13 protein-coding genes and 1 pseudogene are annotated in these 11675 nt (G+C 69.5%); 6 read left to right on the forward strand and 8 right to left on the reverse strand.

Going from position 1 to position 11675, the window contains the following annotated elements; genetic code table 11:
- Positions 1 to 2: 2 nt before the first annotated feature.
- The 8 genes and pseudogenes from HRJ34_RS01750 to HRJ34_RS01785 form a co-directional block, all read right to left on the reverse strand.
- Positions 3 to 371 (reverse strand): hypothetical protein, encoded by a 369-nt coding sequence (locus HRJ34_RS01750; RefSeq protein ID WP_208633181.1) that lies wholly within the window; start codon positions 369 to 371, stop codon positions 3 to 5.
- Entirely contained in the window at positions 353 to 1102 is a 750-nt protein-coding gene (locus HRJ34_RS01755) for a HesA/MoeB/ThiF family protein (protein ID WP_029549014.1), read from the reverse strand. The genes HRJ34_RS01750 and HRJ34_RS01755 overlap by 19 nt, the downstream gene beginning before the upstream one ends.
- A gap of 27 nt (positions 1103 to 1129) precedes the next feature.
- Positions 1130 to 1579 carry a dUTP diphosphatase gene (gene dut, locus HRJ34_RS01760; protein WP_012051052.1) on the reverse strand — a complete coding sequence of 150 codons (450 nt, stop codon included), beginning with the start codon at positions 1577 to 1579 and terminating at the stop codon, positions 1130 to 1132.
- Positions 1566 to 2783 carry a bifunctional phosphopantothenoylcysteine decarboxylase/phosphopantothenate--cysteine ligase CoaBC gene (coaBC, locus tag HRJ34_RS01765; protein WP_208633182.1) on the reverse strand — a complete coding sequence of 406 codons (1218 nt, stop codon included), beginning with the start codon at positions 2781 to 2783 and terminating at the stop codon, positions 1566 to 1568. The genes dut and coaBC overlap by 14 nt, the downstream gene beginning before the upstream one ends.
- Complete coding sequence (locus tag HRJ34_RS01770) at positions 2780 to 3115, reverse strand: type II toxin-antitoxin system PemK/MazF family toxin (RefSeq protein ID WP_029994977.1); 336 nt, start codon at positions 3113 to 3115, stop codon at positions 2780 to 2782. The genes coaBC and HRJ34_RS01770 overlap by 4 nt, the downstream gene beginning before the upstream one ends.
- On the reverse strand, positions 3105 to 3329 hold the full coding sequence (locus HRJ34_RS01775; RefSeq protein WP_016747094.1) for an AbrB/MazE/SpoVT family DNA-binding domain-containing protein: 225 nt from the start codon (positions 3327 to 3329) through the stop codon (positions 3105 to 3107). The genes HRJ34_RS01770 and HRJ34_RS01775 overlap by 11 nt, the downstream gene beginning before the upstream one ends.
- A 32-nt stretch (positions 3330 to 3361) precedes the next feature.
- A pseudogene (ubiB, locus tag HRJ34_RS01780) lies at positions 3362 to 4889 on the reverse strand (2-polyprenylphenol 6-hydroxylase).
- Complete coding sequence (locus HRJ34_RS01785) at positions 4886 to 5617, reverse strand: class I SAM-dependent methyltransferase (protein ID WP_208633183.1); 732 nt, start codon at positions 5615 to 5617, stop codon at positions 4886 to 4888. The pseudogene ubiB and the gene HRJ34_RS01785 overlap by 4 nt, the downstream one beginning before the upstream one ends.
- Before the next feature lie 219 nt (positions 5618 to 5836).
- Here HRJ34_RS01785 and mutM point away from each other — a divergent pair, with 219 nt between their 5' ends.
- From mutM to HRJ34_RS01815, 6 genes are all read left to right on the forward strand, one after another.
- Complete coding sequence (gene mutM / locus HRJ34_RS01790) at positions 5837 to 6649, forward strand: bifunctional DNA-formamidopyrimidine glycosylase/DNA-(apurinic or apyrimidinic site) lyase (RefSeq protein WP_029994980.1); 813 nt, start codon at positions 5837 to 5839, stop codon at positions 6647 to 6649.
- A 107-nt stretch (positions 6650 to 6756) separates the two neighbouring features.
- On the forward strand, positions 6757 to 7020 hold the full coding sequence (rpsT, locus tag HRJ34_RS01795) for a 30S ribosomal protein S20 (RefSeq protein ID WP_012051059.1): 264 nt from the start codon (positions 6757 to 6759) through the stop codon (positions 7018 to 7020).
- Between the two features lie 430 nt (positions 7021 to 7450).
- Complete coding sequence (gene dnaA, locus HRJ34_RS01800) at positions 7451 to 8857, forward strand: chromosomal replication initiator protein DnaA (protein WP_029548679.1); 1407 nt, start codon at positions 7451 to 7453, stop codon at positions 8855 to 8857.
- A gap of 247 nt (positions 8858 to 9104) precedes the next feature.
- Positions 9105 to 9542, forward strand: coding sequence for an iron-sulfur cluster assembly scaffold protein (locus tag HRJ34_RS01805; RefSeq protein WP_041378793.1), 438 nt, complete (start codon positions 9105 to 9107; stop codon positions 9540 to 9542).
- Positions 9539 to 11326, forward strand: coding sequence for a cation:proton antiporter domain-containing protein (locus HRJ34_RS01810; RefSeq protein ID WP_011950856.1), 1788 nt, complete (start codon positions 9539 to 9541; stop codon positions 11324 to 11326). The genes HRJ34_RS01805 and HRJ34_RS01810 overlap by 4 nt, the downstream gene beginning before the upstream one ends.
- Positions 11313 to 11666: a DUF423 domain-containing protein gene (locus tag HRJ34_RS01815; protein WP_208633184.1), complete on the forward strand. Its 354-nt coding sequence runs from the start codon at positions 11313 to 11315 to the stop codon at positions 11664 to 11666. Before HRJ34_RS01810 ends, HRJ34_RS01815 begins: the two co-directional genes overlap by 14 nt.
- The last annotated feature ends 9 nt before the right edge of the window (positions 11667 to 11675 follow it).

Below are 11675 nucleotides of genomic sequence, written 5' to 3' on the forward strand. Positions count from 1 at the left end.
CCTCAGAACACCATCAGCCGGTCGTCCCCGGCGGCGGCGAGCAGGCCGACCGGTCCCTGCGCCTCGATGCGGTGGTCCAGCGTCGCCAGGTCGATTTCGTAAAGCGCGAGTCCGCTCTGGCAGACGCTGACGGCTACGCCCAGCGCCAGCACCTCCTCCAGCAGTTCGGCCAGCATCGGAATCCCGGCCCGCGCCCGATCCGCGTCGGCGGGCGCCCGGATCGGCGGGCGCAGCAGGCCGACGGCCAGTTCGTGCAGGTGCAGGCGGACCCGGTCGCCCCGCGCCGCGCCCGCCGCGGCGAAACTCAGCGCGGCGTGGAGGCGGTCGCCGTCGTCGGCGGCGACGAGGATCGTCAGCCCGCGCACCGGCATCCCGGGTCCTTGGGCACCGCGATCGTGCGGAAGCGGAAGGCGAGCGCGTCGACCAGCAGCAGCCGGCCCGCCGGATCGTCGCCGAAGCCGGTGATCGCGCGGACCGCCTCCATCGCGCCGAGGCTGCCCATCACCCCGGTCAGCGCGCCGAGCACGCCCTGGTCGGCGCAGCTGATGTCGGGCCGGTCGGGATCGTCGCCGACCAGGCAGCGATAGCAGGGCTTGTCCGCCTCCCACCCGCGCCAGACGCCGAGCTGTCCGTCGAACTGGCCGACCGCCGCCGAGACGAGCGGGATGCCGAGCCGGGTCGCGGCGTCGGAGACGGCGAGGCGGGTCGCGAAATTGTCGCAGCCGTCGAGGACCAGGTCGGCGCCCTCCAGCAGATCGTCGGCGGTGTCCGCGTCGATCCGCACCGTCACCGGCTCGACGAGCACGTCGGGGTTCATCGCCGCCACCCTCGCGGCGGCGACCTCGGCCTTGGGGCAGCCGATGTCGGCGGTGCCGAACAAGGTCTGGCGCTGCAGGTTGGACAGGTCGACGACGTCGTCGTCGATGACGCGCAACCGGCCGATCCCGGCCGCCGCCAGATATTGGATCGCGGGCGACCCGATCCCGCCCGCGCCGATCACCGCCACCGTCGCCTTCAGCAGCGCCTGCTGCCCCGCGCCGCCGATCTCCTTGAGGATGATGTGGCGCGCGTAGCGGTCGAGCTGTTCGTCGGTCAGGGACATGTGCGCGTCACTCCAGCGGATGGAGCTTTATCGTCCGGTCGATCCGAACCCACCGGCGCCGCGCGCGGTCTCGTCGAGGTCCGAGACCTCCGCGAACGCCGCCCGCTGCACCGCGGCCGGCACGAGTTGGGCGATGCGCTCGCCGCGCTTCACCTCGAACGGCTCCGAACCGAGATTGGCGAGGATCACCTTCACCTCGCCGCGATAGTCGGCGTCGATCGTGCCGGGCGTGTTGAGGCAGGTGACGCCATGCTTGAGCGCGAGGCCGGAGCGCGGGCGCACCTGCACCTCATAGCCTTCGGGGATCGCGATCGCGAAGCCGGTGGCGACGGCATGGCGCGCGCCGGGCGCCAGCGTCACGTCCTCGGCCGACACCACGTCCAGCCCGGCGGCATGGGCGGTGGCATAAGCGGGGAGCGGCAGGCCCGCGCCATGGTCGAGGCGCTTCAGCTTGATCGAAATCTCAGGCGAACTCATCGGCGATCCTTGTGGCGAGGCGTTGGGCGACCTCGGCCTTGGGCATGGTTTCCCAGCTTTCGACCCCGGTGCGCGTGACGATATGGATGCTGTTGCTGTCGCCGCCCATCACGTCTCCGGAGACGTCATTGGCGACGATCCAGTCGGCGTCCTTGCGCGCGCGCTTGGCGATCGCATGGTCGACGACATTCTCGGTCTCGGCGGCGAAGCCGACCAGCAGGCGGGGGCGGCGCGGATTGCGCGCGAGGCCCGCCAATATGTCGGGATTCTCGGCGAGGGGCAGCACCGGCGGCGCGCCCGATCCGTCCTTCTTGATCTTCTGCCCGGCGGACGTCTCGGCGCGCCAGTCGGCGACGGCGGCGACCATCACCGCGACATCGGCGGGCAAGGCGGCCTCGACCGCCGCCGCCATCTCGCGCGCGCTCTCGACGTCGATCCGGTGGACGCCGGCCGGGGTCGGCAGGCTGACCGGCCCCGACACCAAGGTCACCCGCGCGCCGAGCGCCGCCAGCGCCTCGGCGATCGCATAGCCCTGCTTCCCCGAGGAGCGGTTGGCGATGTAGCGGACCGGGTCGATCGGCTCGTGGGTCGGCCCCGCCGTCACCAGCACATGGCGCCCGGCGAGCGCGCCGCCCTTGATCCCCGGTGCGGGCGCGGCGCGCGGCCGGTCGAGCGCCTTCTCGATTTCGCCCCAGATGAACGGCGGCTCGGGCAGGCGGCCGGGCCCGAACTCGCCGCAGGCCATCGCTCCATCGTCGGGATCGAGCACCGTCACCCCGTCGTCGCGCAGCCGCGCGACGTTGCGCTGGGTGGCGGGATGGAGCCACATCCGCACGTTCATCGCCGGGGCGACGAGCACCGGCTTGTCGGTCGCCAGCAGCAGGGTGGTGGCCAGGTCGTCGGCGATCCCGGCGGCCATCTTCGCCATCAGGTCGGCGGTCGCCGGGCAGACCACCACCAGGTCGGCCTCGCGGCTGAGCTGGATATGGCCCATCTCGGTTTCGTTCTTGAGGTCCCACAGGCTGGTGTGGACCTCCTGCTCGCTGAGCGCGGCGAGGCTCATCGGCGTGACGAAATGATGCGCCGCCTCGGTCAGCACGCAGCGCACGCTGCCCCCGCCCTTGCGGATCAGCCGCACCAGCTCGCACGCCTTGTACGCTGCGATGCCGCCGCCGATGATGAGCAGGATGCGGGGAGCGATCATAGCCCGACCACCGTTCGGAGCGCGCGAACGACCGCGTCGCGGTCGGCTTGCGACAATGTGCCGATCCGTCGCTCGATCAGCCGATGGTCGAGGGTGAACAGCTTCATCCGGACCTTGCAGGGCTTGGGCAGGCCGGCGCGCTCCCGATCGCTGAGGGCGGTGTCGCCCGGCCAGTCGGATTGTTCGGCGGAGGTTATCATCGCGAGCAGCGCATTGTCGGTCGCCTCACCAAAGGCCCGGTCGCTGAGCATCAGCGCGGGACGCCGCTTGGTCGTGCGCCGGTCGGTGAAGGGAAAGGGCACGACGACCGTGTCGAACCGGTCAAAGGTCACGGAAGGCCTCTTCGTCGGCGTCGCTCGACCATTCGCTCAAGGTCGATCCGACCGTCGCCGTCCAGGCCCAATCGATCGCGCGAGCCTTGCGCACGATCACCTTGCCGTCTTCGACCTCGAAGGCGACATGATCGCCCGATTTGACGCCGAGCTGCTGCCGGACGTCGGCCGGGATCGTCACCTGGTTCTTCGCCGTGAGCTTGCTGACGTCCATACCGTATTACGTAATACCGAATGGCGGCGCCATCAACCGACGAGCAGCATCGCCGCCGCACCAGCCACGGCGGCCAGCCGCGACCGCCGCGTAGCGCCAGCCCGATCCGATGCGGATCACCTGCACCTCGGGCAGCGGCGGGGGCGGGGCGCCGCCGGGGGGGGCGAGAACTGCGCTCGATCCGACGGACGAGGTCGGGCAGCCCGGCCAGGGTGCGCAGGTCGCCGACGTGCGGTCGGCCAGCCACGCCTCGGGGCCGAGTTCGGAGCGGATCCATTCCTTCACGAACGGGCCCGACGTCTCCCACATGTTCAGGTCGGGATCGAGGCCGGTCGCCACGCCTTCGACCATCACCATCGTCTTCTGGAGCAGCAGCAGGTGCGGCTGGGTCTGCATGTCGAAGTCGCGGGTGATCGTGAACAGGCCGTCGAGCATCTGGCCGATCGAGATGTCCTTGGCGGGCAGCCCGCGGATCGGCTCGCCGACGGCGCGCAGCGCGGTGGTGAACTCGCCGATATTGTGGTGCGGCGGCACATAGCCCGCCTCGAAATGGATCTCGGCGACACGCTTGTAGTTGCCGGTGATCAGCCCGTGCAGGATCTCCGCCAGCCACACCCGCGCGCGCCGGTCGATCCGGCCCATGATGCCGAAGTCGATCGCCGCGATCCGCCCGTCGGGCAGCGCGAACAGGTTGCCGTGGTGGAGGTCGGCGTGGAAGAAGCCGTCGGCGATCGCCTGCCGCAGGAAGGCCTGGACGAGCAGCGCTCCGAGCGCCTTGCCATCATGCCCGGCGGCGGCGATCGCCGTCCGGTCGGCCATCTTGATGCCGTCGATCCATTCCATGGTGAGGACGCGGCGCGCGGTGCGGCTCCAGTCGATCGCGGGGACGACGAAGCCCGGCACCGCCGCCATGTTCTCGGCCAGCTCGGATGCCGAGGCGGCCTCGCGGCGCAGGTCCAGCTCGCGCGCGGTCCACTGGCGGAAGGTGGCGATGACGAGGCGCGGGCGCAGCCGCGCGAATTCGCCGCCGATCAGCTCGGCATGCGCGGCGGCCCATTCATAGGTCTCGATCGCGCGGGCCATCTCCTCCTCGATGCCCGGCCGCAGCACCTTGACCGCGACGGTGCGGCCGTCGGTCGTCACCGCGCGGTGGACCTGCGCGATCGAGGCGGCGCCGACCGGCTCCTCCTCGAACGCGGCGAACAGTTCCTCGATCGGCTTGCCGAGGCCCTGCTCGATCGCCGCGCGGATCAGCGGGAAGGGCGCGGGGGGCAGAGCGTCCTGAAGCCGCGACAATTCGGCCGCCGCCTGCTCGCCGACCAGATCGGGGCGAGTGGCGAGCGCCTGGCCCAGCTTGATCGCCGCCGGGCCCAGCGCCTCGAAGGCGTCGGCGTAAGCGGGCTGCGCGGGCAGGCGGGCGCCGATGCGCAGGATTCGGCTCAAGCGCCGGACCTGCGGCGGGGCCAGTGGATCGCGTTCGATCCCGCGCAGCGCGCCGTGGCGCGCGAGCGTGCGGCCCCAGCGGAACAGCCGCCAGATATGGACGAAGCTGGGGGTCAAATCTTCCAGCCGCTGTGAATGGCGACCAGGCCGCCGAGCAGCGGCTCGACCTTCGCCTGGACGAAGCCGGCCTCGGCGATCTCCGCCTTGAAGGCGTCCATCGTCGGGAAGCGGCGGATCGATTCGATCAGGTAGCGGTAGCTTTCCTCGTCGCCCGCCAGCATCTTGCCGATCTTGGGGACCAGCCGGTGCGAATAGGCGTCATAGGCTTCCTTGAAGCCCGGCCACAGCGTCGTCGAGAATTCGAGGCAGTAGAAGCGCCCGCCACGCTTTAGCACGCGATGCGCCTCCTTCAGCGCCTGCATCCGATGGGTGACGTTGCGGATGCCGAAGGCGATCGTATAGGCGTCGAACTGGTTCGCCTCGAAGCTCAGCGTTTCGGCGTTCTGCTCGGACCAGGACAGGCCCTCGATCCGCTTCTTCGCGGCGCGCTCCTTGCCGACCTCCAGCATCGCGGGGTTGATGTCCGACACGGTCACCGCGGCGCCCGACCGGGCGAGGCGGAAGGCGATGTCGCCGGTGCCACCCGCCATGTCGAGGATGACCTCCCCCGCGCGCGGCTTCACCCGGCGGACGAAGCGATCCTTCCACAGCCGGTGCATCCCGCCCGACATGGCGTCGTTCATCAGGTCGTAGCGGCTCGCGACGCTGCGGAAGACCTCGCCGACCTTGGCGGTCTTCTCGTCGGGGGAGACGTCGGCATAGCCGAAGGAAACGGTGTCGCTCATGCGCGACGCTCTAGCGACAGGATGCCGCGCCCGCAAACTCTCGATCGTCATTCCAGCGGAAGCTGGAATCTCCCTCTCTTCCCGCGACGAGCAGAAGCGAGATCCCGGCTTCCGCCGGGATGACGGCTGGTCGTGGTTCTTTGAAGAGAGCCTGATTCACGTCATCAGCAGAAGCGCAAAGCGCTTCCACCTCGGACGATCAGGCTCTAGGTCGGACCCATGCCCGAGCTTCCCGAAGTAGAAACCACCGTCCGCGGCCTGCGTCCCCCGCTCGAGGGGCGGCGGCTGAGCCGGGTCGAGACCCGCCGCGCCGACCTGCGGCGCCCCTTTCCGGCCGACCTGCGCCAGCGGATGACCGGGGCGACGATCACCGGGCTCGGCCGCCGTGCCAAATATGGCCTGATCGAGACCGATCGCGGCGACGTGATGGTCTTCCACCTCGGCATGTCGGGCCGCTGGCGGATCGACCCGAGCGAGATCGGCGCGCATGATCATCTGGTGCTGGAGACCGACGAGGGGCGGACGCTGTCGCTGTGCGACCCGCGCCGCTTCGGATCGGTCGACCTCGTCCGGGGCGAGGAACTCGCCGGGTTCGGCCCGTTCAAGGCGCTGGGGCCCGAGCCGCTGGGCCCCGATCTGACCGGCGCCCATCTCGCCGGGGCGCTCGAAGGGCGCGTCGCGCCGATCAAGGCGATGCTGCTCGACCAGCGGATCGTCGCCGGGCTCGGCAACATCTATGTGTGCGAGGCGCTGCACATGACCGGCATCGCGCCGACCACCATGGCGGGCCGGATCGCGAAGAAGCGGCTCGACCGGCTGGTCGATTCGATTCGCGAGGTGCTGGCGGCGGCGATCGAGGCGGGCGGCTCCACGCTGCGCGACTATGCCCGGCCCGACGGCGAGCTCGGCTATTTCGCCAAGCAGTGGCGCGTCTATGGCCGCGAAGGCGAGCCGTGCCATTGCGGCACCGTGATCCGGCGCCGCGTCGATGGCGGCCGATCGACCTTCTACTGCCCCAAATGCCAGAAATAGGGCGAGTTGGAGGTTGACCATGCGGCCCGGCCTGTGTATTGGCGCGGCCTTCCGGCGGGGACCCGTTCCCAGCCGTTCCTGTCATTATAGCTAGGGTTTGAACGAGCATGGCGAATACGCCGCAGGCAAAGAAGCGCATCCGTCGCAACGATCGTCGCGCCGAGATCAACGGTGCCCGGGTCAGCCGGATCCGCACCTTCGTGAAGAAGGTCGAGGCTGCGCTCGCCGCCGGCGACAAGACCGCCGCCACCGCCGCGCTGGCTGCTGCCCAGCCCGAGCTGTTCCGTGGCGTCTCGAAGGGCGTGGTCCACAAGAACACCGCCTCGCGCAAGTTCTCCCGCCTGACCAAGCGCATCGCCGCCCTCGGCTGATCGTTCAGGCCCGTATGACAAAAGGCCCGCCGGCAGAGATGCCGGCGGGCCTTTTGTCATGTCGGCGTCACGGAACCGTAACTCTCGGAATTACTTTGATTCGTTGTCAGAACCCCTCCCAAGAAACTGAAAAACAAAGATAAAATTTTTTTCAGCGGGAGAGGCCCGGCTTATCGAGTGTCAAGCCCATATTGCGGTCCGATGACGAAATTGATGCTCTTGATCCCTGTCGCGGCTTCTCCCTAGAGTGCCTTCCACAGCCGAGCGCGATTCTGTCGCAATGGCATCATGACGATTTAGCGATGGGCACGCCGGAACGCTGCTTCCGGACAGGGGAGGGCTTTGCCCTTTAAACGAATTTGATTTGGAAGGGCAGAAGGGGTCTGTCCGGGAAGGATGCGGGGTGTCTGACAAGGTCGGCGGCGTGGGCATGAATGAAGGTCCAGCCGCGAATGCCGGTATCGATGCGGCGCTTGCGCAGGCATGGGAAACCATCCGCGCGAGCCTGCGCCGCAGCATCGGCGTGCGGACCTTCGACGGCTGGCTCAAGCCGCTGACGCTCGGGGACTGCGATCTCGCCTCGGGCACGCTCAAGCTCATCGCCCCCAGCGAGTTCATGGCGAACTGGGCGACCACCCATTTCGTCGACCATCTGCTCCAGGGCTGGCGCGCGCTGCTGCCGCAGGTCCGCCACGTCTCGATCGTGCCGGCGTCGGCGAGCGAGCGTCCCGCGCTGTTCTCGGCTCCCGCGGTCCCCGTCGCCGCGCCGGCGGTCGAGGAGGCGATGCCGGCGCCGAGCGACGACGTCCGCTGCGGCACCCCGCTCGAAGCCCGCTACACCTTCGACAGCTACGTCGTCGGCAAGGCGAACGAGGTCGCCTACAATGCCGCGCGCACGCTGGCGGAAGGCGGCAAGCTCGTCTTCAACCCGCTGTTCCTGCATGGCGGCACCGGCCTCGGCAAGACGCATCTGATGCATGCGATCGGCCATGAATATCTGGCGCGCCAGCCGGGCGCCAAGGTCGTCTACATGTCGGCCGAGAAGTTCATGTTCGAGTTCGTCTCGGCGATGCGCGCCAAGGACACGTTCAGCTTCAAGCAGCGGCTGCGCGCGGCCGACGTGCTGATGATCGACGACGTCCAGTTCATCGCGGGCAAGGAATCGACCCAGGAGGAATTCTTCCACACGATGAACGAGCTGATCTCGGCGGGCCGCCGCCTGGTGATCAGTGCCGATCGTTCGCCGCAGGACCTCGACGGGATCGAGAGCCGCATCCTGTCACGCCTGTCCTGGGGCCTCGTCGCCGACGTCAACCCTGCCGATTTCGAGCTGCGCCTCAACATCCTGATGCGCAAGCTGCAAGGTATGCCGCAGGCGCAGGTGCCGCAGGACGTGGTGATGTTCCTCGCCCGCCGGATCAGCGCCAATGTCCGCGAGCTGGAAGGCGCGCTCAACCGCGTCGTCGCCTATGCGGCGCTGTCGGGCAAGCCGGTCGACATCGACTTCACCCAGGCGACCCTCGCCGACATCCTTCGCGCCAACCAGCGCCGGGTGACGATCGACGAGATCCAGCGCAAGGTCTCCGACCATTACCGCATCCGCCAGGCCGAGATGTCGAGCGCCCGCCGCGCCCGCGAGGTCGCCCGCCCGCGCCAGGTGGCGATGTACCTCGCCAAGCAGCTCACCCCGCGCTCGCTGCCCGAGATCGGCCGACGCTTCGGCGGGCGCGACCACACCACCGTCATCCACGCGGTCAAGCAGATCGAGAAGCTGCGCCAGACCGACGCCGAGCTCGACGCCGACGTCCGCCTGCTGATCCGCCAGCTCGAGGGCTGATCCTACTCCGTTCCCGTCATGCCTGCGAAGACAGGCATCCATGTCCGTAGTCTTCTCAGATGCCGTCTGGCTGATGAGAGACATGGGCCCCAGCCTTCGGCCAGAGGCCGAAGTTTATCCCGAGCGCCTGCCTTGCAGGCAGTCGAGGGGCTGGGGTGACGTGGGAGTGTGCAGCACTCCATGGAAAAGTGCGCGACCGCCCTTCGGCCGGGATGACGTCAGGGCCGGATGGCCCTACATGGGGCGCATGTCGGCCTCGCTCTACAACGCCCGGATTCTCCGCCTCGCGACCAGCATTCCCCACCAGGCCCGCCTCGCCGATGCGCAGGCGACCGTGTCGCGGCGCTCGCCGGTCTGCGGCAGCCGGGTGACGGTGGACGTGGTGATGGACGGGGAGGGGCGTGTCGCGGCGCTGGGGCAGGAGGTGCGCGCCTGCGCGCTCGGCCAGGCCTCGGCGGCGCTGATGGGCGCGCATGCGATCGGTCGGACCCCGGCCGAGCTGGCCGCCGCGCGCGACGCGCTGACCGCCTTCCTCGCCGGCGAGCGCGACGATCCGGGCGACTGGCCGGACCTCGACATCTTCCTGCCCGCGCGGCCGCATGCCGCGCGCCACCCCTCGATCCGGCTCGCCTTCGAGGCGGTCGCCGAGGCGGCGGCGCAGGCGCTGGCGGAGCCGGTGCGTTGAGCGACGCGGCGGACGCCTTATTGTTGCGCGACGGGGTGCTGTTGCTCGGCGCGGCGATCGTCTGCGTCCTGATCTTCCGTCGGCTCGGCCTCGGCGCCACGCTCGGCTATCTCGTCGCGGGGGCGCTGATCGGCCCGCAGGGGTTCGGCCTGATCGGCGACGCCGAATCGAAGCTCGGCATCGCCGAGCTCGGCATCGTCCTGCTGCTGTTCCTCGTCGGCCTCGAACTCCATCCCAACCGGTTGTGGCGGCTGCGGCGCGACATCTTCGGACTGGGCTTCGTGCAGGTGGTGGCCTGCGGCGTCGCGCTCAGCGCGGTGATCTATTTCGGCACCGCCTTCACCGCCGCCGCGGCGATCGCGCTCGGCCTGCCGCTCGCCTTGTCTTCGACCGCGCAGGTGCTGCCGATGCTGCGGTCGGCGGGACGCCTCAACACGCCCGCCGGCGAGCGCGCCTTCTCGGTGCTGCTGTTCCAGGACCTGTCGCTGATCCCGCTGATCACGATCATCGCCACCCTGTCGCGTACTCCGCCCGCCGCCGATGCGCCGCCCGGCTGGCTGCTCGGCGTCCATACGGTGGTGGCGGTGGTCGGGCTGGTGCTGGCTGGCCGGTTCATCATCAACCCGTTGTTCCGCCTGGTCGGGCGGCTGGGCGAGCGCGAGCTGTTCGTCGCGGCGGGGCTGTTCACCGTGCTCGCCAGCGCCGCGGTGATGGAGGCGCTCCATCTGTCGACCGCGCTCGGCGCTTTCGTCGCGGGCGTGATGCTGGCGGATTCGCCCTACCGGCACGAGCTGGAGGCCGATGTCGAGCCGTTCCGCACCATATTGCTCGGCCTGTTCTTCATCGCGGTCGGCATGTTGCTCGACCTGCACGTCATCGCCGAACGGCCGTTGTTCGTCGCCGCCATGGCGCTGGCCGTGGTCGCGACCAAGACGCTCGTGATGTTCGGCGTCGCCAAGCTGTTCGGCGTGTCGAATCGCGGGGCGCTGGGCTTCGGCCTGCTGCTCAGCCAGGGCGGCGAGTTCGCCTTCGTGCTGTTCGCGCAGGCGAGCGAGGCGTTGCTGATCCGGCCCGAGGCGGCCAGCCTGTTCGGGGCGATCGTCACCCTGTCGATGGCGACGACCCCCTTCCTGATGATGGTCTCCAGCCGTTTCCTCACCCCGCCCCCGAGCCAGGAGGAGCGCCCCGGCCCCGATGGGGGCATGAGCCCGGCGGCGATCGTCGTCGGCTATGGCCGCTTCGGCCAGACCGTCGCGCAGATGCTGATGGCGGCGGGCACGCGGGTCAGCCTGATCGACAACGAGATCGAGCAGATCGACGTCGCCGAGAAATTCGGATCGAAGGTCTTCTACGGCGACGGCACCCGGGTCGAGCTGCTCCGCCATGCCGGCGCCGATCAGGCCTGCGCGATCATCTTCTGCGTCGACGGCGACGGGCTCGGCAAGGCGCAGTTGCAGCCGGTGCTCAACGCCTTTCCCAATGCGGCGGTGCTGGTCCGCGCCTTCGATCGCCGGCACATGATGGTGCTGGGTCGGCTCGACATCGCGGGCGCGGTGCGCGAGCTGTTCGAATCGGCGGTGGTGCTGGGCCGGGAGGCGCTCGAAGCGGTCGGCGTCAGCGAGGCGAATATCGACAAGATCGAGGCCGAATATCGCCGCCGCGACGGCTTGCGGCTGGAGGCGCAGATCGCCGCGGACGACCTGACCGTGCGCCGCGACATGATGTTCAACCCGGATCGCAAGCTCGATCTCGAACCGGAAGAGGATGAGGATGGCGCGGGCTAGGACGTTGGGAGATCCGCTGGCGGCGCTGTTCGCGCTGTCCGGCGCGGTGGCGGTGGTCGCGGGCGCCTATGGCGCGCACGGGGCCAGCGGCAAGGCGGCGGAATGGCTGGCAACCGGGGCGGAATATCAGATGATCCACGCCGTCGCGGGGCTCGTCGTGCTGGCTAGGGGGCGCGGCGCGGCCGGGCTCCTGTTGCTCGGCGCGCTGCTCTTCTCGGGCACGCTCTACGCGATGGCGCTGGGCGGTCCGCGCTGGCTCGGCGCGGTCACCCCGCTCGGCGGCCTCGCGATGATCCTCGGCTGGATCTGGATCGCGATCCTCTATTTGCGGGGACGGTAGGCCGCTCCA

The sequence above is a fragment of the Rhizorhabdus wittichii genome, assembly GCF_017607425.1.
Lineage (GTDB): Bacteria > Pseudomonadota > Alphaproteobacteria > Sphingomonadales > Sphingomonadaceae > Rhizorhabdus > Rhizorhabdus wittichii.

Excerpts from the sequence above, each read along its gene's own strand:
- HRJ34_RS01750 (WP_208633181.1), bottom strand. The coding sequence starts at position 371 with ATGCCGGTGCGCGGGCTGACGATCCTCGTCGCCGCCGACGACGGCGAC.
- HRJ34_RS01755 (WP_029549014.1), bottom strand. The coding sequence starts at position 1,102 with ATGTCCCTGACCGACGAACAGCTCGACCGCTACGCGCGCCACATCATC.
- dut (WP_012051052.1), bottom strand. The coding sequence starts at position 1,579 with ATGAGTTCGCCTGAGATTTCGATCAAGCTGAAGCGCCTCGACCATGGC.
- coaBC (WP_208633182.1), bottom strand. The coding sequence starts at position 2,783 with ATGATCGCTCCCCGCATCCTGCTCATCATCGGCGGCGGCATCGCAGCG.
- HRJ34_RS01775 (WP_016747094.1), bottom strand. The coding sequence starts at position 3,329 with ATGGACGTCAGCAAGCTCACGGCGAAGAACCAGGTGACGATCCCGGCC.
- HRJ34_RS01785 (WP_208633183.1), bottom strand. The coding sequence starts at position 5,617 with ATGAGCGACACCGTTTCCTTCGGCTATGCCGACGTCTCCCCCGACGAG.
- mutM (WP_029994980.1), top strand. The coding sequence starts at position 5,837 with ATGCCCGAGCTTCCCGAAGTAGAAACCACCGTCCGCGGCCTGCGTCCC.
- rpsT (WP_012051059.1), top strand. The coding sequence starts at position 6,757 with ATGGCGAATACGCCGCAGGCAAAGAAGCGCATCCGTCGCAACGATCGT.
- dnaA (WP_029548679.1), top strand. The coding sequence starts at position 7,451 with ATGAATGAAGGTCCAGCCGCGAATGCCGGTATCGATGCGGCGCTTGCG.
- HRJ34_RS01805 (WP_041378793.1), top strand. The coding sequence starts at position 9,105 with ATGTCGGCCTCGCTCTACAACGCCCGGATTCTCCGCCTCGCGACCAGC.
- HRJ34_RS01815 (WP_208633184.1), top strand. The coding sequence starts at position 11,313 with ATGGCGCGGGCTAGGACGTTGGGAGATCCGCTGGCGGCGCTGTTCGCG.